The organism is Neobacillus cucumis, from assembly GCF_002860255.1.
Classification (GTDB): domain Bacteria; phylum Bacillota; class Bacilli; order Bacillales; family Cytobacillaceae; genus Neobacillus; species Neobacillus cucumis_A.
The window spans coordinates 237,200-259,303 of record NZ_PGVE01000064.1 but is presented as its reverse complement, the minus strand read 5'-3'; the positions used below and the strand labels follow the sequence as shown (position 1 = coordinate 259,303).

At 36.4% G+C, this 22,104-nt stretch carries 20 protein-coding genes; 11 read left to right on the top strand and 9 right to left on the bottom strand.

The window, feature by feature from the left end; genetic code table 11:
- Positions 1-30: 30 nt before the first annotated feature.
- Both allD and CVD27_RS17810 read left to right on the top strand, forming a co-directional pair.
- Complete coding sequence (gene allD / locus CVD27_RS17815) at positions 31-1,056, top strand: ureidoglycolate dehydrogenase (protein WP_101649235.1); 1,026 nt, start codon at positions 31-33, stop codon at positions 1,054-1,056.
- 226 nt (positions 1,057-1,282) lie between these two features.
- Positions 1,283-2,545 carry an MFS transporter gene (locus tag CVD27_RS17810; RefSeq protein WP_101649234.1) on the top strand — a complete coding sequence of 421 codons (1,263 nt, stop codon included), beginning with the start codon at positions 1,283-1,285 and terminating at the stop codon, positions 2,543-2,545.
- Between the two features lie 137 nt (positions 2,546-2,682).
- Here the strand turns inward: CVD27_RS17810 and CVD27_RS17805 are convergent, their stop codons facing one another.
- From CVD27_RS17805 to CVD27_RS17795, 3 genes are all read right to left on the bottom strand, one after another.
- Entirely contained in the window at positions 2,683-3,048 is a 366-nt protein-coding gene (locus CVD27_RS17805; protein WP_101649233.1) for a cytochrome-c oxidase, read from the bottom strand.
- Between the two features lie 131 nt (positions 3,049-3,179).
- Complete coding sequence (locus CVD27_RS17800; protein ID WP_101649232.1) at positions 3,180-4,436, bottom strand: DUF445 domain-containing protein; 1,257 nt, start codon at positions 4,434-4,436, stop codon at positions 3,180-3,182.
- 104 nt (positions 4,437-4,540) lie between these two features.
- Complete coding sequence (locus CVD27_RS17795) at positions 4,541-5,224, bottom strand: DUF3939 domain-containing protein (RefSeq protein ID WP_257984415.1); 684 nt, start codon at positions 5,222-5,224, stop codon at positions 4,541-4,543.
- Positions 5,225-5,453: 229 nt separating this feature from the next.
- On the opposite strand from CVD27_RS17795, the gene CVD27_RS17790 reads away from it, so the two are divergent.
- Positions 5,454-5,987 (top strand): hypothetical protein, encoded by a 534-nt coding sequence (locus tag CVD27_RS17790; protein ID WP_101649230.1) that lies wholly within the window; start codon positions 5,454-5,456, stop codon positions 5,985-5,987.
- Positions 5,988-6,035: 48 nt separating this feature from the next.
- Here CVD27_RS17790 and CVD27_RS17785 read toward each other — a convergent pair whose 3' ends face one another.
- The gene (locus CVD27_RS17785) at positions 6,036-6,341 is read right to left on the bottom strand and encodes a HesB/YadR/YfhF family protein (RefSeq protein WP_101649229.1); all 306 of its coding nucleotides are present in this window, start codon (positions 6,339-6,341) and stop codon (positions 6,036-6,038) included.
- 289 nt (positions 6,342-6,630) lie between these two features.
- Between CVD27_RS17785 and CVD27_RS17780 the strand changes: the two genes are divergently transcribed.
- Positions 6,631-6,927 (top strand): hypothetical protein, encoded by a 297-nt coding sequence (locus CVD27_RS17780; RefSeq protein WP_101649228.1) that lies wholly within the window; start codon positions 6,631-6,633, stop codon positions 6,925-6,927.
- An 84-nt stretch (positions 6,928-7,011) separates the two neighbouring features.
- Here the strand turns inward: CVD27_RS17780 and CVD27_RS17775 are convergent, their stop codons facing one another.
- From CVD27_RS17775 to CVD27_RS17755, 5 genes are all read right to left on the bottom strand, one after another.
- The gene (locus CVD27_RS17775; RefSeq protein WP_101649227.1) at positions 7,012-8,364 is read right to left on the bottom strand and encodes a hemolysin family protein; all 1,353 of its coding nucleotides are present in this window, start codon (positions 8,362-8,364) and stop codon (positions 7,012-7,014) included.
- A 62-nt stretch (positions 8,365-8,426) separates the two neighbouring features.
- Positions 8,427-8,828, bottom strand: coding sequence for a MerR family transcriptional regulator (locus CVD27_RS17770; protein WP_257984414.1), 402 nt, complete (start codon positions 8,826-8,828; stop codon positions 8,427-8,429).
- Positions 8,829-9,016: 188 nt separating this feature from the next.
- Complete coding sequence (locus tag CVD27_RS17765) at positions 9,017-10,327, bottom strand: hemolysin family protein (protein ID WP_101649225.1); 1,311 nt, start codon at positions 10,325-10,327, stop codon at positions 9,017-9,019.
- A 191-nt stretch (positions 10,328-10,518) separates the two neighbouring features.
- Complete coding sequence (locus CVD27_RS17760) at positions 10,519-11,070, bottom strand: GNAT family N-acetyltransferase (RefSeq protein ID WP_101649224.1); 552 nt, start codon at positions 11,068-11,070, stop codon at positions 10,519-10,521.
- Positions 11,071-11,187: 117 nt separating this feature from the next.
- Positions 11,188-12,342 carry a histidine kinase N-terminal domain-containing protein gene (locus CVD27_RS17755; protein WP_101649223.1) on the bottom strand — a complete coding sequence of 385 codons (1,155 nt, stop codon included), beginning with the start codon at positions 12,340-12,342 and terminating at the stop codon, positions 11,188-11,190.
- Between the two features lie 231 nt (positions 12,343-12,573).
- Between CVD27_RS17755 and CVD27_RS17750 the strand changes: the two genes are divergently transcribed.
- From CVD27_RS17750 to CVD27_RS17720, 7 genes are all read left to right on the top strand, one after another.
- Positions 12,574-12,798, top strand: coding sequence for a FeoA family protein (locus tag CVD27_RS17750; protein WP_024030721.1), 225 nt, complete (start codon positions 12,574-12,576; stop codon positions 12,796-12,798).
- The gene (feoB, locus tag CVD27_RS17745) at positions 12,798-14,801 is read left to right on the top strand and encodes a ferrous iron transport protein B (RefSeq protein WP_101649222.1); all 2,004 of its coding nucleotides are present in this window, start codon (positions 12,798-12,800) and stop codon (positions 14,799-14,801) included. Before CVD27_RS17750 ends, feoB begins: the two co-directional genes overlap by 1 nt.
- 22 nt (positions 14,802-14,823) lie before the next feature.
- Positions 14,824-14,979, top strand: a complete 156-nt coding sequence (locus CVD27_RS17740) for a FeoB-associated Cys-rich membrane protein (RefSeq protein ID WP_101649274.1) — start codon at positions 14,824-14,826, stop codon at positions 14,977-14,979.
- 144 nt (positions 14,980-15,123) lie between these two features.
- On the top strand, positions 15,124-15,579 hold the full coding sequence (locus CVD27_RS17735) for a helix-turn-helix transcriptional regulator (protein WP_101649221.1): 456 nt from the start codon (positions 15,124-15,126) through the stop codon (positions 15,577-15,579).
- 105 nt (positions 15,580-15,684) lie between these two features.
- The gene (locus CVD27_RS17730) at positions 15,685-17,745 is read left to right on the top strand and encodes a transglycosylase domain-containing protein (protein ID WP_101649220.1); all 2,061 of its coding nucleotides are present in this window, start codon (positions 15,685-15,687) and stop codon (positions 17,743-17,745) included.
- A gap of 454 nt (positions 17,746-18,199) precedes the next feature.
- Complete coding sequence (locus CVD27_RS17725; protein ID WP_101649219.1) at positions 18,200-19,957, top strand: ABC transporter ATP-binding protein; 1,758 nt, start codon at positions 18,200-18,202, stop codon at positions 19,955-19,957.
- The gene (locus tag CVD27_RS17720) at positions 19,954-21,969 is read left to right on the top strand and encodes an ABC transporter ATP-binding protein (protein ID WP_101649218.1); all 2,016 of its coding nucleotides are present in this window, start codon (positions 19,954-19,956) and stop codon (positions 21,967-21,969) included. Before CVD27_RS17725 ends, CVD27_RS17720 begins: the two co-directional genes overlap by 4 nt.
- Positions 21,970-22,104: the final 135 nt, after the last annotated feature.

Genomic DNA, 22,104 nt, shown 5'->3' with positions numbered 1-22,104 from the left:
AAAACATTATAAAAAACTGGAGGAATGGATATGACAAATGTAATTGTAAATCACGAAAAATTAAAAGAATTTGTAATTAATAAGCTTGTTAAAGGTGGATTAGTAGAGGAGCACGCAAAAATCGTTGCTGACGTACTTGTTCATGCTGATTTGAGAGGTGTAAGTTCACACGGTGTATTACGAACAGAGCATTATGTAAAACGTCTTTTAGAGGGTGGCTTGAATCCAAATCCTGAATTCTCAATTAATAATACAGGTCCTTCTTCAGCTATTTTTGATGGAGATGATGGGTTTGGGCATGTTATCGCTAAGGAAGCAATGGATTACGCTATCAATCTTGCTAAAAAGAATGGCATTGGTACAGTTGCTGTTATAAACAGCAGTCATTGCGGAGCGCTATCTTATTTTGTTAAACAAGCAGCAGAGCAAGGTTTGGTTGGTATGGCAGTAACACATACGGACAAAGTCGTAGTCCCATTTGGGGGTGCAAAACCCTATTTTGGTACAAATCCAATAGCATTCGGTTTCCCGGCCAAGAAAAATAAGCCAGTTATATTGGATATGGCAACAAGTAACGTAGCGTTCGGTAAAGTGCTTCATGCAAGAGAGGCAGGAACATCTATACCAAGTGATTGGGGCGTTGATGTAAACGGTTCAGCAACGACTGATCCAAACGAGGTAAATGCTTTATTACCTTTCGCGGGTCCAAAAGGATATGGTCTGGCAATGGTAGTGGATGTACTATCTGGTATTTTAACGGGATCCGCTTTTGGTCCCCATATTGCTGCAATGTATGGTGATTACAATAAAAAGCGCAAGCTAGGTCATTTCATGTTTGTAATAAACCCGGCTGTTTTTACAGACAGTGATGCCTTCTTAGAAAATATGGACAAAATGATAGATGAAATTCATCAAACACCGCCAGTTAAAGGGTTCAGTAAAGTTATGGTACCAGGAGAACCTGAGCAGCTACGAGAAGAGGAGAGGCTTGTTAATGGCGTTCCTGTTACACAAACAGTATACGACTACTTAAGTCAAATTAAGGAAACGGTGTAATATTCCAATTTGCATCAGTTACGGAAGGACAATTGACACAAACGATTCACAGATTAAGCCAAGCATTTTAAGTTTCATGTTGTTTTTAATACATAAAAGAGGATACTACTCTTTTACTTGAATTTCCAAGATTGAAAGGAAATCGATAGTTTCAGAGAATCAGTCTTTTAGATCAAATAAAGGTAAGCGCTTAATTTAAGCGTTTGCATAAACGGGGGGTTTATTAATGTTTGCCAAGAATAGATTACCAGTACTCATTTTGTTATTCCTAGCTGGCGTTGTTAACTATTTGGATCGTTCTGCCTTGTCTATTGGTGCTCCTTTTATTTCGCATGATTTATCTTTATCAGCGACTCAGATGGGCCTTATTTTTAGTAGTTTTTCAATTGGATATGCTATTTTTAACTTTATTGGGGGAATGGCAGCTGATAAATATGGTGCAAAAATGACACTTTTCGTTGCCATGATTGTTTGGTCACTATTCAGTGGAGCGGTTGCACTAGCAGTTGGTTTTACAAGCTTGATTGTTATTCGTATTTTGTTCGGTATGGGTGAGGGTCCACTTTCAACGACCATTAGTAAAATGGTTAATAACTGGTTCCCGATGGAACAGCGTGCCTCTGCTATAGGGTTGGCTAATAGTGGAACACCGCTTGGTGGCGCTATTTCAGGACCAATTGTTGGGTTTATCGCCATCTCCTACAATTGGAAAATCTCATTTATCCTCATTATGTTCATCGGGCTTATTTGGGCAATTTGCTGGTTAAAATTTGTTAAAGAAAAACCGGTAAAATCAGCAGGAAATGTATCAGTCGCAAAAATAAATCAAAGTTTGGAAAAGAGCTACCCACTAAGTTTTTATTTGAAAGAAAAAACGGTCCTGTTTACAGCATTTGCCTTTTTTGCCTACAACTATGTTTTGTTTTTCTTCTTAACTTGGTTTCCAAGTTACTTAGTAGAGGCACGTGGTTTGGATGTCAAGAGTATGAGTGTTGTTACGATTATTCCGTGGGTTCTTGGGTTCATCGGGCTAGCTGCAGGCGGATTTGTTTCGGATTGGGTTTTCAAAAAGTTCTCTCAAAATGGTGTATTATTCTCCCGAAAAGTCGTTCTGGTATCCTGTTTATTCCTATCAGCAGTTTGTATTGGGATAGCAGGTCTTGTCACAACTACAGTTAGTGCGGTTACATTAGTGGCGCTTTCAGTGTTCTTTCTTTACTTAACGGGAGCGATCTACTGGGCCATTATCCAGGATGTTGTGGAACAAAAAAGTGTAGGATCTGTTGGAGGTTTCATGCACTTTTTAGCAAATACTGCAGGTATTATTGGACCTGCTTTAACGGGTTACATTGTGGATAAATCTGGCTCTTTTACAGGTGCATTCTTGTTGGCAGGCGGCTTAGCAGTCTTTGCCTCCTTAGCAGTTATTCGTTTTGTACGTCCTATCATTTATAATAAAGAAAGCAAAGACATTAAAATGACTGTATGAAAATAAAACTATAAAATATAAAAGGTGACTAAAAGAGTCGTTAATCGCTCTGAGTCACCTCTTTTTTTTGGTCTTTAATCAGTTAAATGGCAGTTAACAAACACGTTAACTACCCGTTTTTAGTGGGTAAAGAAACATTATTGTTTTACATTTTTAAATATGTTGATTGCAAATACAATAATTCCTAATACCATTAAGGTGCCGCCAACAGCAACAGCAGGTCCGGCACTATCCACGCCGGATACCAGAAGAGCAAGCCCAATCATCATAATGGGGAGGGAAATGTTATGAAGCCAAAAATGGACTTTTGCAAGTGTGGTTTCAGCTGCCTTTGGAAATCCAACATAAATCAAGCCAGCAAGTGCCATGGACATCCATCCTAATAAATTAATATGAACATGAACAGGTGTAAAGTCAAAAGCTTCCGTCATCGACATATACATACCGATAAGTACCCCAATAACAAAATAGACCACAGAAATCTTAATAAGCTTAACAGCCATTATCCTGCCCCCTTTTGTTTAAAAACGATGACTATAGTACTAAATAATATGAAGAGGAATCAGGAAAAAGAACTAGTTTTAAGGACTGAATTTAGAGATGGCAAAAAAAAAGCCTTATTACTAAGGCAAATTTAAAAGAAAGCTCTAATACCCACTAAGATTAATCCTATTAAAAATCCGCATACGGCTCCATTCACTCGTATCCATTGAAGGTCTTTTCCAACATTTGTTTCTACCATATTAATCAATGTTTTATCGTCAAGTCTGTCCAGATTCTCTTTGACAAGTTTTCCGATTTTGGAATGATTTTTATCAACAAAGTTCGAAAGTTTTGACTTAATCCAAGTATCAATGGTATCTATTTTTCCTGAGTTGTTTTTTAATTCATTTAAACTGTCTTGAATAAATGGAAGTAAGTAGTCATGTAAAAAGACAGGTTCTGCCACAAAATCGATCACTTTTTGCTGAAATTGTTTTAATAAATCATTAATTTGATCTTGGAGATCCCAATGAGAAATGGCATATGATTTTAAGTTTGAAAGCTCCTCATAGATTTTTTCGTCCGTTTTAATTGATTCGAGTTTGTTACGAATATGAATCAGTAAGGTTTGTCGATTAGCATTATAAGGGTCGCGATAACTGGCTACACCTTTTTGAATGAGATTTTGAATAATATTACCTAATTTTTCTTCGTTGACCAGGTTACTAAAAGATTTCAAAGCAAACTGCATAAATCCATCCGCTTTAATGTTTTCCACCGCATCTACTGCCATTCCGCCCAGCTTATACTTCGTAGAATCCTTCCCAGCCCATTCATCGATCTCTTTTAGGATATAATCAAGGGTTTTTTCGTCATATTTTCGTTCGGTTACTTGGTCGATTAGTAAAGGAAGGTATTTTTTTATTTCCCAGTCATTTAATTGAGATTTTAATTCCTTTTCAATTATGGGTGTTAACTTTGTTACCTCTATTTTTTTAATCAGTTGTTGAACAAAGGTGACGATGTTGGTTCGGACAGAGGTGGAATTAATTTCTGTCTCAACAATTTCTACTAATTTCTTTGTGAAAGCAATGGTGTTGATTTTTTTTCGAATACTTTCCTTTGTAAGCCAATCATTTTCTAGCATGTTGATAATCCCAGCTGTAATTCTATGCCGGTTTTTTGGCAGCAATGCAGTATGTGGAATTGGAATACCAAGCGGATGCCGAAAAAGAGCTGTTACGGCAAACCAATCTGCTAAACCACCGACAAGCCCTGCTTCAAAACCACCTTGGAGGATGTTTCCCCAAAATGAATGCTGTAATGGAATAGTTGCAATAAAACCAATTCCCATGATTGCAAGAGAAATAGTCGCTAAATGCTGCGATTTATTTTTCTGTTTTACCATCTTTGTACCCCTCGTTTTGAAATATATTTAATTAGTTAGTGCTATTATCTCAATATAGTTGAAAGAAAAGCAAAAAAAACCCCCCAAAAAGAGCAAAATTCCTCTCAGAGTTGAGAGGAGTTTTTATTCTGTGGTTTAATATGTGTAATTAAACCATCAAGGTTGGTAATATAAAATTGTGTAAGAGGAACTTTTTTTAAGTAGTGTTCTTGGAGCAGTAAATAATAATTCACCCTATGTTGAGGGTCAAATTGCAACATCGGGTATTCTTTATGATCCTTCACATATTGGTCTACTGCCTTTTGAACGATATCCATTTCACTTGGTATATGTTTTTCGCTTTCTTCAAATAAATCGTAAGTTTCTTTTGACATATAGTAATTTTTTGTAGGAATCCCTCCAAGATGAGGAACGAGCTGCTTAAAGTCAATGCTATTATCATCTTGAACTAGGATAGTACGGAAAACTCCTTTAGGTAGAGTATCAGAAAATTCCCTTACCGCCTTTCGGACTTGTTCAAGTGTAACATCGATTGTAGGATCGGTTATTTTAGACCCAATTTCATTACCAGACTTATTTTCCTCTGCTCTTTGTTTACCTGGATTTTTAAAATACTTTTGAAGTATGGAGTAAACTGTTAGTACCCCAGAACCGATGCCTAAAATGATCCCTATTAATGTAAAGGTTGGATAAACTTCATATCGGTTAACAAGAAAACTCCCTAATTTGTAACCAGCATAAACACTAAGGATGACAGCAATGCCAAAGACCAATATTTGAGTTCTCACATGTTTCAAGAGGTCCAACCCCTTTCAGTGAAAAGTGTGGATCGAGTGAAAGGAAATTTTTGTCATCTTAATTATACCAAATAAATCATTATGTAACATAGGTTTCGATTTATTGTGAAATTTTTTGGATGGATTTTATTATTTTTGAACCCTTTTTTTCTTTTCTCATCACATAATATGGTGTAAAATATTCGAGGTATTAAAAAGAGAAAATATGGGGGAAAAACAAATGAAGAAATTTTTATTATCCTTATCGGCTTTAACAATGGCCATTGGGTTAGCCGCTTGCTCCTCAAATAATGAGTCCAAAACTGAAAAGAAGGAAGCAACAAAAGAAGCTGCTGCGCCTAAAGTGGATGTAAAAAAGGAATTAGTTAAATTTTATATGAAAATTGGCAATAAAATTAATGCAAAAGATGCTGACTTAAATTCGTATATAGCAAAGGCAAGTAAGGAAGATGCAACACCTGAAGAAATGCCAACTGCTGAGGAGAAAGCAAAGGCTAGTGAATCTGCTGCTGCGGTTGCAGCTGAATTGAACAGTCTCAAAGTTCCAGCAGAACTTAAAGACCAAAAAGCTGACCTTGAAGCGGCATTAAAGGATTATGCTGCATCTTACCAAGCAAAAGCAGATGATTTGAAAAAAGATAAACCTTCACTAACTGCAGGTGATGATATTTTCGCTCAAGGTGAAGAAAAACTTGGTAAAGTTTTTGAGGCTGCAAAATTATTCCCGCCAACCTTAGGAAAGCAAGTAAACTAATAGAATAACTAAAAAGACCAGCCAATTTCTAAACGGCTGGTCTTTTTATTAATGAATAATTGAGGCTTCCTTATAAGTAATTTGAATTTCAGCTATTCCTTCGTCAAATGATAAATAGGTCTCGATGTCTTCAAAAAACCAAATATCATTTCCTTCTACATAAAAGGTAATTCCGTTCATTTCTTGCGTATAACTGGCATTTGCAGGCTGTTCAGCCGAAAAAGCTAGACTAAAACCTTTATTCTTTTCTCCAAAGCCTGCATATTGAGGAAATAGGCGAATACTAATTGGTTTAATAACTTCAAATTCTTTTGTGAACCATGATGCCGCTTTTTCATCGATCGATATGAACATCCCTAACCACCAACCTTTTTATTTAATCATGGACCATAAGAAAGAAATGAACATTAAATAAACATAAAATCCTCTCTCCTTATAATGTAAGAATATAATTTTTGAAATGAATTGAATGTGATAATATTCACAGTAAAAGGCTTATTAGAAAAATGTTCATTTTTTGGAATCATTGCGAAGAAATGAAGAGTATTACTTAATTGTATTGATTACGAATGTGCTGTTTTTGTAACATATTAATAGTGAAAACCGTGATAAAATAAAGACACCAAAGAAGGGAGGATGTTCAATGGATAAGGAATTAGGAAAATTAACAGAAAACGAACTGGAATTAAAAGATTTAATTCAAACATTTAATGCGACATTAGAAACCATTGAAAAAAGGCTCTCGAGGTTAGAAAAAATGGACAGTATCGAACATAGGGTAGAGGTAAACCAGATTGATCTATCCGATATTAAAGATTCACTTCAGCGGATTGAGGAGACTCATAATAATAAACTTCAGCAAATAAATCGCCGTCTTGACTCACATTTAGTTAAAATAGCGAAGTTAGAAGAAGAAATGATTATTTCAAAAAATATATAATTTATTCCTGAGACTGTTATCCGTACAGTCTTTTATTTTTCTAATGAAAAATAAAAATAGACCGGTAGGACCGGTCTATCATCTCTATGAAAGGACTTCTGATTTAGTTACTGAAACTTGTGGAGCGCTGGCTTCGTCATTACTTGCATTTTTAGTTACCTCAATATACTTTATATGATGCTCTTCCATATCAAGAATTTTAAAGGTAAATGAATCATGAAGGATGATGTCGCCTTCTTTAGCCTCATAATTTTCGGTAAGAATCCAACCGCCAATTGTATCGACATCTTCATCATCAATTTCCACGCCTAGTAAATCATTAATTTCACTCACTAAAACTTTTGAATCGATGATGTAATGATTTTCCTTAATCTTGCGGATCTCTGAAATTTCATCCATATCAAATTCATCCCGAATTTCACCAACAATTTCCTCGAGGATATCCTCAACCGTAACAAGTCCCGATGTTCCACCATATTCATCCATTAAGACCGCCATATGAACACGATCCTTTTGCATCTTAACCAATAAATCATGTATAGGAATCGTTTCTATTACTCTAATAATAGGCCGAGTAAAGTTTTCAATAGTTTGTGATGAAAGATTTTCATTGCCTATTAAATCAGTCATGATTTCCTTGATATTGATTAAACCAATAATATGATCTTTATCGCCATCAATGACAGGATATCTTGTAAATTTTTCTTCCCGTAAGACTTGAAGAAAGGTTTCTAATGAATCGTCCTTTGATAAGGAAACCATCTCTGTTCGAGGTACCATGATTTCCTTGGCAATCCGATTGTCAAATTCAAAAATTTTATTTACATACTTAAACTCTGATTGGTTAATTTCGCCACTTTTATAGCTTTCAGATAGGATAATTCGAAGTTCTTCCTCCGAATGGGCAATTTCATTTTCCGATACCGGCTTTAACCCGAAAAGACTAGAAACAATCCGTGCAGACCCATTTAGTACCCAAATAAAAGGGTACATAATCTTATAAAATAAGATTAAGGGTCGTGACATGACTAAGGTAATCAATTCTGCCTTTTGAATAGCAAGAGTTTTAGGTGCTAGCTCCCCAACCACAACATGAAGGAAAGTAATGGTCGCAAATGCAATCCCAACTGAAAATATTTGCGTTGCGCTCTCAGGCAAGTTCAATTTTAGGAAAAGTGGGCTAAGCATATGCTCGATTGTCGATTCCCCAATCCAACCTAATCCCAAGGCAGTTATGGTTATACCCAGTTGACAAGCAGATAGATATTCATCTAAGTTTGATATCACTTTTTTTGCGGAAATAGCCCTCGAATTTCCTTCTTCAATTAACTGATCAATTCTTGAACTCCTGATTTTAACAATCGCAAATTCGGAAGTTACAAAAAATGCAGTTAAGGCAATTAAAATGGCTATAATAACCAAGTTAAATATGTCCAAATAAGTTCCCTTATCCCGTTGTAAGACGGGTAAGGAGTCACCTCCCAGTTTTTAAAAAAAAATTAAGTCGTAACACTTAAAAGTGATTTCATGAGAGCTGTTCGCAGCAGACTTAAGTTTAGAGTCAGCATTTCTTTCTGTTCCTCATCCAATTTTTCTAAGATAGGAATGAGATCAAACAGGTCGTTATGCAGCTGTTTCATTTGCTGTGTTACAGCACTAACATGTTTTTCAACTTCTGAGTCACGAAGGTTTTTTGCTTTGCGCATTTCTAGTTTTCTTTTAATCTCGTCTAATGGAAAGTGCAGATTTTTACATTCTTCAATAAATTTTAAATCATCCAATGCTTCGTCAGAGTATATACGGTAATTTGCTTTGGAACGTTCTGCCACTAATAAGCCAATAGACGTATAGTAGTCAATTGTTCGTTTTGACATATGCGCTATTTCTGCTAATTCTCCAATTCGATAGACAGCCCCATCTTACCACCTCTACATTTAAAAATTAATAATAATTATAAATAATTTAAACCGTACAGTCAAACGTTCTACTTTAGATAGTACTTGATACTCATATTTTATGGAGAAACACAGTAAGTATGAGTATCAAAATCTAAAAATTACAAAAACTTAATATGATGAAAAGCGCTCCATTACTCGGGAGCGCTGTTACTAGCCTTACTTACCTCAATATATAAGATATGATGACCCTCGTTTTCTAATATTTGAAAGGTGAATCCTTCCTTTTCAATCGTATCACCCTTTTTAACATCAAACTTTTGTGTTAAAAACCATCCTCCAATTGTATCAACTTCCTCCTCTTCAAGTGTGGTTCCAAGGAGATCATTTACCTCACCAATTAGGACTTTGCCATCCAAAATAAAATGATTTTCTCCTTTTTTCTGGATAAGTGGAAGTTCATCTAAATCAAACTCATCACGAATCTCACCAACAATTTCCTCAAGAATATCTTCAACGGTAACAATTCCTGCCGTCCCACCATATTCATCTGATAGGACAGCCATGTGGGAGCGGTTTTTCTGTAATTTTACCAATAACTCCTGAATAGGTATGCTTTCAATAACATGAATAACTGGTTTTACATAAGGAAGCAGGGGTTGTTCTCCTGTACATTTTTGTTGTATACAATCGGTTAGAACTTCTTTAATATTCACTACCCCAAGGATATTATCTTTATCTCCGTCAATCAGGGGGTAGCGTGTATATTTTTCCTCACGGACAATTTCGAGAATTTCCTCCATTGCCGAATCTTTGGATAATGTAACTACTTCCGTTCTTGGAACCATAATTTCCTTAGCGATTCGATCATCAAATTCAAAAATATTATTCATGTAACTGTACTCCGAATGATTAATTTCCCCGCTTTCATAGCTTTGGGATAGAATCATCCGCAATTCTTCTTCGGACAAAACAATCTCTTGCTCGGAAGTTGGTTTAATTCCGAAAAGTCCTGTAACAAACCGCGCGGAGCGGTTAAGAATCCATATAAAAGGATACATCAGCCTGTAAAACAGAATCAGTGGTTTTGCAAAAAGCATAATAATTTGTTCTGATCTTTGAATTGCAAATGTTTTTGGTGCTAATTCACCAATGACTACGTTAAAAAAAGTAATAATGGCAAATGCAAGAATAAATGAGATAATTTGTTTTAATGATAGTGGTATTTGAATCCACACAAAAATTGGTTGTAATACGGTACGGATTGTAGGTTCGCCTAACCAGCCAAGGATTAAGGATGTAATTGTAATTCCTACCTGTGTTGCTGATAAATAACCGTCTAAGTTAGAAATTACTTTTTTTGCTGCTTCAGCTTTTGGGTTACCTTCTAAAATTAATTGGTCTATTCTGGTCGTCCGTACCTTTACCATGGCGAATTCTGATGCAACAAAAAATGCAGTAAAGGTAACTAGGAATGCAATAATAAGAACGTTCATCCAAATCATTTAGTACCTTACAAAAGGTAAGGTATGCCACCTCACTTAGTTTTTACTCTATGTAAACATTATTCCCAGTAATCGACTTTCTAAGTTTAACTAACTTCAAAATTGTCTTTATTATTTCAAAAAATGCTCTTTATTATCAAACTAAGGAAGGATTAAAACAAAAAAGCAGCCTTTGGCCGCCAATGTTAATTTTAACTGTTTAGGTGATTCCATTCCCGTGCCAGCATGCTATAAATAAAAAGGTCATGGAAACGCCCATTTAAATGTTCACCATCCCGAGCGATACCTTCTTTGACAAACCTTAGCCTCTCTGGAATGGCACGGCTTTTAACATTTTTTACTCCGCAGCGTATTTCAATTCTGTTTAATCCTAATTGATAAAAACAATAATTTAGCAGGGCTTTCACTGACCTGGTAATAATTCCGTGACCTTCAGCTTTCTTGGCTAAATAGTAACCAATACTTGCCATCCTGTTGTACCAATCAATTTGATGCAATCCTAAGGAACCAACCAGCTCACCACGATAAAAAATTCCTACATTCATGCCGCTTTTTTCAGCAAATTGGTTAAGCCATACGGGAATAATAGTTTCAATTTGAAAGGGAGTGGTCATATTATCCACCCATGGCATCCATTCCCGTAAATGTTCTCGATTTTCCTCTATAAGTTGAAATAGCATGAATGCTTGATGCCGCTGAAATAACTGAAGCTCGATTTCATGGTCTACTTTTAATGTAAACATAGGCCTATTCTCCTGATGATCAGTTTTTGGTACATCATATGCATAATAGGCCTGAGGGGGAAATCAAATTAAAGAAAAAATCCCTCCTTTTTAATAAAGTGGGATTAAAGGTTTCTTCTATAGATTTTCCTCTTGCTCTTCATCAGCTTCTAAAGCTACTGGTAAATATATGGAGAAAGTTGTTTTATCGCGAGACGAGTCACAGGTTAATTCACCTTTATGTTTTTCAATAATTTCTTTACATACAAACAAGCCAAGGCCAGTTCCTAGTTTTTTTGTAGTGAAAAAAGGTTCAAAAATGGTTTTATGCATTTCAACTGGAATAACAGGACCATTATTCGAAATACTGATTTTAATAGTTTCATTATCTTCTAATGAACTGTGTATTTCGATTGTAGGATTTGGGACTTCATGGTGATTCAGAACATCAATGGCATTAAATATGATATTAATAAAGACCTGCCTGATTTCATCCGCATAACCATTTAAGGTAAAATCATCACTTAAATTATTTTGAATTTTAACTTTACCGTCCAAAATACTTGGATAAAGAAAATTTAAGACTTCATCTATAAGATAATTTAATTTGAAGAATACCTTTTCTTTTCCGATCAGCTCTTTTTTTGAAAGTAACAAAAACTGTGAAATGCGAAAATTAAGCTGATCTAATTCACTCGAGATAATGTCTAAATATCTCATATTTGGATAATCAGCTTTAAGTAATTGAATAAATCCTTGCACAGATGTTAGTGGGTTTCTAAATTCATGAATAAAGCTTGAGGTCATTTGGCCGAGAAGTGTTAGGCGATCTTGATGGGTTGAGTCAATAAACATTGTCTTTTCTTCAATAATTTTATTTTTTGCTTCAGAGTAATGGGATACAGCAAAATATAAAAATTTATCGAAGCAAAAATTAATATCATTAATGGACTTCTGTAATTCGGACCAAGTAAGCCCCGTTTTACTTAAAAAACTATATAATATAGTTCTTCCAATATTGACATTGTAGACAAAATCACCAATGTTAATGTCTGCCATTACTCGTTCCTCTGAAATATCTATGGCGATTTTTTCAATAATAGTTAATAATTCTTCTTTTGATTTACTATGCATAGTTAGAATGACATTTAAAAGAGCTTCTCCATTTTCACGAATTTTACCTTTAAAGGGATCACCTTGGTAAATCATGATTGCATTCTCCCATTCTTGAACTAATTGCTCTTTGTTATTTGCAAAAAAGGCGATTAAGTCCGTTTGTTCTCCCGTAAACATGTTGTTTCCTCCTATGGTTTTAACCAAACTGAATATCATGTTAATTCGATGATGAATTTAAAAATCCTTTTTTAAATGAAAGAAAATATATATTTTATCTTGGTAAATGTTGTTAATTATCTATGTTTTTTCGAACTTTTGTCAAATTTATTATGCTTCTTAACTCAAAAAAGTGTTAAAATACAATTAGAAAGATAATCATTCTCAATTAACATAGATAGGGTGATATACATGTTTGGATCTTTAAAAGCTGGAGATAAAGGGAAAATTATAGATATATCTCATGTTGGTCACCTCGTTCAAAGACGACTGCTTGATCTTGGAATTACAGAGGGATCTGAGGTTTGTGTAAAATGTGTCATGCCGTTTGGGGGCCCAATTATGATCGAATCATGCGGTCAATGTGTTGGTATTCGACGCAAAGAAGCAGTTCAGATTGAAGTGGAGAGAATATAATGGAAATCGCTCTAATCGGAAATCCTAATACCGGGAAAACTTCATTGTTTAATAATCTAACAGGTTCCTATGAGTATGTTGGTAACTGGAGCGGTGTGACAGTTGAAAAGAAAGTAGGAGTTTTCAAGAATAATATTGGACAATTAATAGATTTACCTGGAGTATACACACTAAATCCCTTATCCAAGGATGAAGGTGTTGTCACTTCGTTTTTTTTAAATGAATCTGTTGATCGATTATTAAATATCTTAGATGCTTCACAATTAGAACGTAATTTACATTTGACTCTTCAATTGTTAGAGTTTGAGAAACCCGCTCTAATAGGCTTAAATATGATTGATGTTGCGAAGAAACGCGGGATTCATATTAATGTAGAGAAGCTGGCAAAACTTCTAGGTGTTCCTGTTGTCCCTGTGGTCGCTCGAAGCGGAAAAGGTTGTGACAAGCTTGTTGATGTCATTTCTACAAAATCCATTCAGCCTGCGAACAAGCACCTTGTCTATTATGGCAAAGAGGCAGAAGAGGCAATTTTAGCAATAACCGGGGAAATTTCAGGTAAGACAGCCCATTCTACAAGATTTCTTGCCATACAGTTTCTTGAAGGAAATCAATATGTTCAAAACTATGTTTACAGTATTGCGAATCCTCAGAGTATAAAGGATATCGTAAATAACTTAGAAAACAAACTCCAAGCACGATTGAATGGAAAATCACTTTCCAATTTTATTTATTTAAAAAGGAAAGAAGTGATAGAAAAGGTTGTTGCGGAAGTAGCCAGCAAAAGTAACTCAGTTATACCACTCTCTGAGAAAATTGACAGCATTGTAACGAATCGATTCTTAGGGATGCCAATCTTTCTTTTACTGATGTATTTCATGTTTATGCTGACATTTGATTGGCTGGGGACACCCTTATCAGATGCTCTGGATGCCTTTTTAACCGGACCAGTCACTACTGGGTTTGAAGCCGTCTTAAGCGCCATTCATGCTTCAGATTTTATTCATGCTTTAATTATCGAAGGGCTAGTCGCAGGGGTTGGCGGAGTACTTGTGTTTGTACCGCAAATCTTTATTCTTTTCTTCTTTATCTCTTTATTAGAGGACTCCGGTTACATGGCTCGAGTAGCCCTTGTAATGGACCGCATTATGGAATCAGTAGGGTTAAATGGAAAAGCGTTTATACCGATGATGATTGGCTTTGGCTGCAATGTCCCAGGGATCATGGCTGCTAGAACAATTGAAACACCACGGGAGAGACTCTTAACCATACTTTTAACACCATTAATGTCCTGCTCGGCACGTTTACCAGTTTATGCCTTATTTGTGGGAGCCTTCTTTGCAGCCCATAAAGCATTTGTTGTTCTAAGTCTATACGTGTTAGGAATTGTGGTGGCCTTAACTTTAGCAAAGCTATTTTCTAAAACCTTATTAAAATCAGAAACATCTTTATTTGTTATTGAACTTCCTCCATACAGACTTCCACAATTTCAATCATTATGGAGAAGTACATGGGATAAAGGAAAGGGTTTTATTAGAAAGGCAGGAACATTTATCTTTGCAGGTTCCGTTTTTATTTGGCTGTTATCTTATGCAGGGCCGCATGGCTTAAAAGTTAATATGGATGATAGTTTTTTAGCTGCAATTGGTAATGTTATTGCACCGATTTTTGATCCGATAGGGTTTGGAACATGGCAGGCAACTGCTTCTTTAATAACAGGCTTCTTGGCAAAAGAAGCAATTATTTCAACAATGAATATTATTTATTTTGTTCCAAATGATGCAAGCCTTCAAGGGTTATTGGCTAATTACTACACTCCGCTTTCAGCTTATAGCTTCATGGTATTTATCTTATTGTATATACCTTGTTTGGCTACAACGGCAACCATTTATAAGGAAACTGGTTCAAAAAAATGGACTGCTTTTTCAATGATTTATGCGTTCGTAATTGCCTATGTGTTATCCTTGATTATTTATCAAGGTGGAAAATGGTTTGGATTGGTTTAATATCTTGAGAGGGGTGGAACAAATGATTGCGAGTATATTAATCGGTGTGGCTATTTTTGGATACGCTTCTTGGGCATTAGTTAAATTCATTAATAGATCCAAAAAAGGAAAATGTGCCGCCTGTGATTTGAAAAATTCATGTTCCAGTCAGTGCAACATTCCACCACGAAATGCGTAAGCGCCCTGGAGCTAGACAATCTTCAAATATCAAGTACTCAAAACTGCTATTGTGAAATATAGCAGTTTTTTTATTCTTGAAATTTGAATAGTCCATTGAACTTGTGTAAAATTACACTAGAAGAAATTGAAGGAAGGGCTTACTGTGAACAGGGATGAAATTATTATGCAAGTTTCTGAAAAGCTGCGTCTGATTCGGACAGAAGCAGGTTTTACACAGGATAAGATGGCAGATATTATTGGTGTCTCGAAGAAAACCCTTGTACAAATTGAAAAAGGGAGAGTCTTAGCTGGCTGGTCGACCGTTGTCTCCATTTGTGCCCTTTTTCGGGAAACAGAAACAGTCCAATTCTTGTTTGGAAATGAACCCCTTGAGGTATTAGAAACAGTTGCCCTAAACGGAATTGATCTTCGTAAAACAAAAACCCTTGGTGGAAGAGTTTGGTGGAGGATAATATCTCAAAAGAATGGATTTATCCTGCAGCAAAATATTTTAAGTAAGCATTTTCGAATTCTAGATGATCAAAACTATCGTATCTTTTCAAGCTTTGATGAGAAATTATCTAGACACCGCTTTAAAGAATTGGCTAAAAGTGAATAATCCAAACAAAAAAGATGGGGTCTTGCTCCCATCTTTTTTTGTATAAAGCTTTTTATTTAAATACTGTCATAAAAACTAATAAATTATCAAAAAGTATACTTGATAATGAGAACAAAGCAAAAGGATGTCATCATTGTGATAGTAACAGATAAAACAATTGGATTCTTTAAACAATTAAAAAAATGGCATGTGCTTCAAGTTAGTCTGCTGTTTATATTGGTTATAGTATTGGCTTTCTTTGCTCTTCTTTTATATTTCTCAAGGGATGCCGATATATCGGGCTTAAAGAATGAACTGCCGAAGCCAACCGTTTTTTATGATAAGGGTGGAAAAATTGCCAGTAAGGTTTCCGCGAATAAAACTGAAGGTGTTCCAATAAAGGTAGTTCCAGATTCCTTGAAGAATGCTATTATTGCCATTGAAGATAAGCGATTTTATCAGCATAATGGGGTCGATTTAATCGGAACGTCTAGGGCACTATTTCGTGACCTAATGGCAGGCGGGTTGGTAGAAGGGGGCAGTACGATTACGCAACAATTAACAAAAAATACACTCTTAACAGCTGAAAAGACCCTCAATAGAAAGATGCAAGAGGTGTTTTTAGCTATTGCAGTTGAACGCAAGTATTCAAAAAAGGAAATTCTCCAAATGTATGTGAATCAAATTTACTTTGGCAATGGCGCATATGGAATTAAACAGGCGGCAAGCAAATATTTTGCTAAAGAGGTTCAAGAGTTATCAGTTAGTGAATCAGCCCTGCTAGCCGGGTTAATTAAAGCACCGTCAGCCCTTAATCCTTATCAGCATTTGAAAAAGGCCACGGATAGAAGAAATCTTGTCTTGGCTGAAATGAAGAATCAAGGCTATCTTTCTGATAGCGAATATAACAGGGCAAAAGTAGAAAAGGTTATTTTAAATGATAAGGGAGGCGATCCATTTCGAGGGAGATACCCCTACTATGTTGATCAAGTATTAGATGAGGCCGTTTCGAAATATGGACTTACACAGGAGGAATTATTAACAGGCGGATTTCACATTTATACGGAACTTGATCCAAAAATGCAAGCCGCAATGGAAACAACGTATCTAAATAGCTCTCTTTTTCCTAAGGGCACAAACGGCCTGGTTCAAAGCGGAGGTGTATTACTCGATCCCAAAACAGGCGGAGTCAGGTCCATTGTTGGCGGGAGAGGGAAACATACCTTTAGAGGCTACAACCGTGGGTCGCAATTAAAAGCGCAGCCAGGCTCAGCATTTAAGCCAATTGCAGTCTATACACCAGCCTTAGAAGAAGGTTGGAAAATGACTGATATGCTAAAGGATGAACCAATGAAATTTGGGGATTATCAGCCAAGCAATTATGATCATAAGTATACAGGAGAAGTGCCGATGTATGAGGCGGTAAAGGAATCAAAGAATGTTTCGGCCGTCTGGCTATTAAATGAGCTGGGAATTGAAAAGGGAGTCGATTCTGTTAAACGATTTGGTATCTCATTAGACAAAAAAGATAAGAATTTATCCATGGCTCTCGGCGGTTTGCATAGGGGAATTTCACCTTTGAGTATGGCTGAAGCATTTTCCGTTTTTCCTAATAAAGGATACAGAATAAAAGGTCATGTAATTAAAAAAATAGTTAATTCAGAGGGAAAAGTAGTGGCTGAATGGAAAGAAGAAAAGGTGATGGTAACCACAAAAGCTGTTACTGACCAAATGACCACCATGCTTCTAGGTGTAGTGGAAAAAGGAACGGGAAAAGCAGCGCAAATACCCGGCAGAGAAACAGCTGGTAAAACAGGCTCCACTCAAGTACCCATCAAAGGGATAACTGGACTGAAGGATCAATGGTTTGTCGGATTTACACCTCAGTTAGTAGGTGCGATTTGGATCGGTTATGATAAAACAGATGCTACTCATTATATTATCCCAACAAATAGGACGGGCTCTGCTGTTGTCTTTCGAGAAGTTATGAAGGAATCGTTAAAAGGTTCAGCTAGACAGAAATTTCATGTCAAACACATTGATTTATTAATAGAACAAAGGAAAAAAGCAGAAGAAAAGAATCAATTTAAAGAGCATTTTAATAATGAAGTTCAAAAGTGGGAAGATAGATGGAATAAACAAATAGAGAAGTGGAATAAACAGTGGAGGAATAAAAGACAAAATTAAGAAGACTATCGAGGCGAGGTACAGGAAAACATCCCGTACCTTTTTACGAAACACTAAAGGATTCTGAAAAATGGGAATTGACTTTTGGAAAAACTGGTGATAACCTAACAAAAGAAGAAATATTAGGAAAAAAGGAGGGTTACAAAATGAAAAACTTAAATATCGCTCAAAGTATTATAACTAAATATTTGAATGTAACCTGTCCTATGAAACTTTTTCTCTAACAGTTTTAATGTTTATAAACAGACACAGTGTTGCGTTCTTTAGTAAAGCGTAACCTGTGTTTTTTTGTCCCCTTTTTTAAACGGAGGCATACTGCACACCAGCGGTATGCCTCTTTTTAATATAATTCAAAGACTAAGGAGGAACAGAAGATGTTAATAAATTTGGAGGTACGACTTGCACAAACATTAGGGGAGACAGAAGGCGGTTAGTACAAAGGGGGTAGAAAGTATTGTTTGAGGTATTACGAAAGTTAAGCTGGTTTTTTAAAGAGAATCAGCGTCGGTATGTAATCGCTATCACACTGTTAATATTAGTCGGTATTTTAGATGTATTACCGCCAAAAGTCATTGGAATGGCGATCGATGATATACATGCCGGAGTAATTAATAAAGGGAAAATTCTTATCTTTCTTGGAGTCCTAGTTTTGATTATGATTTCATCCTACGGAATCACCTATGCTTGGATGTATCGATTATTTGGGGGAGCCTTCCTTGTGGAAAGGAAACTAAGGTCCCGTTTTATGAAACATTTATTAAAAATGACTCCTGCTTTTTATGAAAAAAATCGTACGGGTGACTTGATGGCACGTGCAACCAATGATTTAAAAGCTATTTCTAATACTGCGGGCTTCGGTATCTTAACTCTAGTTGATTCAAGTGTATGGATGCTGACGCTGCTCTTGACTATGGGACTTTTTATCAGCTGGAAACTTACCTTGGCATCCGTTATTCCACTGCCCCTGATGGCGATTTTGATGAAAATTTATGGAAAACGAATTCATACCCGTTTTTTGGAGGCGCAAGATGCCTTTGGTGAACTGAATGACCGTGTCCTTGAATCCGTTGCAGGTGTAAGGGTCATCCGGGCTTATGTTCAGGAGGAAGCTGATATGCACAGGTTTCATGAGTTAACGGAGGATGTTTTTCATAAGAATCTTAAGGTCGCGAGGATTGATGCCCTATTTGATCCAACTATAAAGGTGTTGGTGGGAATCAGTTATTTAATTGGACTCGGTTACGGTGCCTACTTAGTCTTCCATCAAACCATCACCCTAGGCAATCTCGTCTCTTTTAATGTTTATTTAGGAATGCTGATTTGGCCGATGTTTGCCATTGGTGAACTAATCAATGTCATGCAGCGTGGAAATGCATCGTTAGACAGGGTGAATGAGACCCTTAGCTACAAGGCAGAAGTATCTGAGCCGAAATATCCAAAGGGGATTACGACTCTTGAGCGGATTGATTACCAGAATGTTAATTTTCGTTACCCAGCCTCCAAAATCAATAACCTCCACAATATCAATGTCACCTTAGTGCAAGGAAAGACGCTGGGGGTTGTAGGAAAAACAGGTAGTGGAAAGACCACGTTTATTAAACAATTGTTGAGGCAATATCCAATTAGTTCGGGTGAAGTATCTTTATCAGGTATTCCGATTGAGCAGCAATCGATCAATCAACTAAGGGAGCGAATTGGCTATGTTCCGCAAGATCATGTACTTTTCTCAAGAAGTGTAAAGGAAAATATTCTATTTGGTAGTAAGGATGCGAGTGTGGAAGAATTAGAGACAGCGATTGAGCTAGCAGCATTCAGAAAGGATTTGGCCATGCTGCCTGACGGACTGAATACGCTGGTGGGTGAAAAAGGAGTTGCTTTGTCAGGAGGTCAAAAACAGCGTATATCAATCGCGCGTGCACTAATAAAAAATCCGGAACTTCTAATTCTGGACGATTCCTTATCTGCTGTTGACGCAAAAACAGAAAAAAGAATCATAGACAATATTCGTGACATCAGAAAGGATAAGACTACGATTATTACCACGCACCGGATGTCAGCCGTACAGCATGCCGAACATATTATTGTATTAGATGATGGAAAAATCATAGAGGAAGGGACACATGAAGAGCTGCTCAACCGAGCGGGTTGGTATAAAGAACAGTTTGTCCGCCAGCAGCTTGAAGCTCAAGTAGGGGAAGGGGTGTCTCCATGACTACAGGAAAAAGACTAACAAAGTACGCACTAACTTATAAAAAAATCATTATTACGGCCTTATTAATGTTAACGATTTCGGTCGTAACGGATCTTGCTGGACCATTTATTGCCAAAAATATCATTGATCAACATATATTAGGAATCGAAGGTACCTGGTATGAAACAAACAATAGTTCAAGGGCCGTTGAATATGAAGGTAAGTTTTATAAAAGAGAAAAATATATCTCGCAGAGTGAAAAAAAGGGAAAACCAATTAGAATTCTCCAAGTGGGGGCGAGGTTCGTATTCATAAACCAAGAGATTCAATTTGATGGAAAACGTAAGGTAAAAGAAGGTAAGTTATACATTCGAAAGGATAAACGGACGGAGGGGTATCCGGTAAAGGTCCTATCTGGTTCACAATTATTAGCTTTTTATCAACCGGAAATTCCAATCATCTTTAAACTATTATTGCTTTATTTTGGGCTGTTGCTAATTTCGGCATTTTTTCAATATGGGGAAAGGTTTTTTCTGCAAAAATCAGCCAATCGCATCATTCAAAGTATGCGAGAGGAGGTTTTTCGGCAGATTCAATGCCTGCCCATTAAATATTTTGATAACCTTCCTGCAGGGAAAGTAGTTGCAAGGATTACTAATGATACGGAGGCCATTCGAGAATTATATGTAACGGTCCTGGCTACTTTTTTTACAAGTACTATTTATATAACAGGAATTTATGCAGCACTGTTTATTTTAAACGTAAAACTTGCAGCGATTTGTTTATTATTGCTGCCAATCCTTTATGTATGGACACTGATATACCGAAAATACGCATCTAAATATAACCGTATGATCAGGTCAAGAAATAGTGATATAAATGCGGTGTTGAATGAGTCTATTCAAGGGATGAGTATTATTCAGGCATTTAATCAAGAAGGCGCAACAAAAAAAGAGTTTGAAAAGTTAAACCATGAACATTTTACTTATCAAAATAAATTGTTAAGTTTAAATTCCCTAACATCGCATAATTTAGTTGGGATTTTAAGAAATCTCACGTTTACAGCGTTTATTTGGTATTTTGGAGTTCAAGCGTTGAACCCTGCCAATATGATTTCTCTTGGAATGCTCTATGCATTTGTGGATTATATTAATCGTCTTTTCCAGCCTGTTCAAGGGATTGTCAATCAATTGGCTAATTTGGAGCAGGCACTTGTAGCGGGTGAGAGGGTATTTAAATTACTTGATGAGCCTGGAGTAAATGTCAGCAAAGAGCAGATACCTCGTTTTAAGGGAAATGTCATTTTTGAGCATGTCTCTTTTGGTTATAAAGATGATGAATACGTCTTAAAAAATATTGATTTTGAAGCAGAACAAGGTCAAACCATTGCGTTAGTTGGACATACGGGTTCCGGTAAAAGTTCAGTGATGAATTTACTTTTCCGTTTTTATGATTGTCAGAAAGGGAAAATTTTGATTGATGGTAAGGATATTAAAACTATCCCAAGGCAAACGCTGCGAAACCACATGGGGATTGTTTTGCAGGACCCTTACTTGTTCACTGGCACTATTGCCTCCAATGTTAGCCTTAATGATCCAACCATAACGAGAGAAAGAGTAGAGAAAGCGCTAAAGGATGTCGGGGCTGAAAAAGTGTTTAAGAATCTTGAGGAGGGATTTGATGAGCCGGTGATTGAAAAGGGAAGCACTCTTTCCAGTGGCCAAAGGCAATTAATCTCTTTTGCACGCGCCCTTGCCTTTAATCCTGCTATTCTCATTCTTGATGAAGCCACCTCGAGTATTGATACGGAAACAGAAGCAATTATTCAAGAGGCAATGCATGTCCTTAAAAATGGGAGAACCACTTTTATAATTGCTCACCGATTATCAACGATACGAAATGCTGACCAAATTCTTGTATTGGACCGAGGAGTCATTGTTGAAAAAGGCACACATGATGAATTGATGAGTTCTAAAGGAAAATACTATCAAATGTACCAACTTCAGCAGGGAGGAACCAACCAGGCTGGATAGACGAACAACTTCACATAAGTGTAATTTTTATCACTTACTGTACTTACCCTTTGTGCTATTTTAAAGACAAAAATAAAGGGTGGGATGTATATGTCTGAATATTCGGTTGTATTAGCGATTGGCAGCTTTTTAATT

Bases quoted from the DNA above. Each gene is read 5' to 3' on its own strand.
- CVD27_RS17740 (WP_101649274.1), top strand. From the start codon at position 14,824: ATGATTGCGAGTATATTAATCGGTGTGGCTATTTTTGGATACGCTTCT.
- CVD27_RS17760 (WP_101649224.1), bottom strand. From the start codon at position 11,070: ATGTTTACATTAAAAGTAGACCATGAAATCGAGCTTCAGTTATTTCAG.
- feoB (WP_101649222.1), top strand. From the start codon at position 12,798: ATGGAAATCGCTCTAATCGGAAATCCTAATACCGGGAAAACTTCATTG.
- CVD27_RS17790 (WP_101649230.1), top strand. From the start codon at position 5,454: ATGAAGAAATTTTTATTATCCTTATCGGCTTTAACAATGGCCATTGGG.
- CVD27_RS17750 (WP_024030721.1), top strand. From the start codon at position 12,574: ATGTTTGGATCTTTAAAAGCTGGAGATAAAGGGAAAATTATAGATATA.
- CVD27_RS17780 (WP_101649228.1), top strand. From the start codon at position 6,631: ATGGATAAGGAATTAGGAAAATTAACAGAAAACGAACTGGAATTAAAA.
- CVD27_RS17730 (WP_101649220.1), top strand. From the start codon at position 15,685: ATGAGAACAAAGCAAAAGGATGTCATCATTGTGATAGTAACAGATAAA.
- CVD27_RS17800 (WP_101649232.1), bottom strand. From the start codon at position 4,436: ATGGTAAAACAGAAAAATAAATCGCAGCATTTAGCGACTATTTCTCTT.
- CVD27_RS17810 (WP_101649234.1), top strand. From the start codon at position 1,283: ATGTTTGCCAAGAATAGATTACCAGTACTCATTTTGTTATTCCTAGCT.
- CVD27_RS17785 (WP_101649229.1), bottom strand. From the start codon at position 6,341: ATGTTCATATCGATCGATGAAAAAGCGGCATCATGGTTCACAAAAGAA.
- allD (WP_101649235.1), top strand. From the start codon at position 31: ATGACAAATGTAATTGTAAATCACGAAAAATTAAAAGAATTTGTAATT.
- CVD27_RS17765 (WP_101649225.1), bottom strand. From the start codon at position 10,327: ATGATTTGGATGAACGTTCTTATTATTGCATTCCTAGTTACCTTTACT.
- CVD27_RS17755 (WP_101649223.1), bottom strand. From the start codon at position 12,342: ATGTTTACGGGAGAACAAACGGACTTAATCGCCTTTTTTGCAAATAAC.
- CVD27_RS17720 (WP_101649218.1), top strand. From the start codon at position 19,954: ATGACTACAGGAAAAAGACTAACAAAGTACGCACTAACTTATAAAAAA.
- CVD27_RS17805 (WP_101649233.1), bottom strand. From the start codon at position 3,048: ATGGCTGTTAAGCTTATTAAGATTTCTGTGGTCTATTTTGTTATTGGG.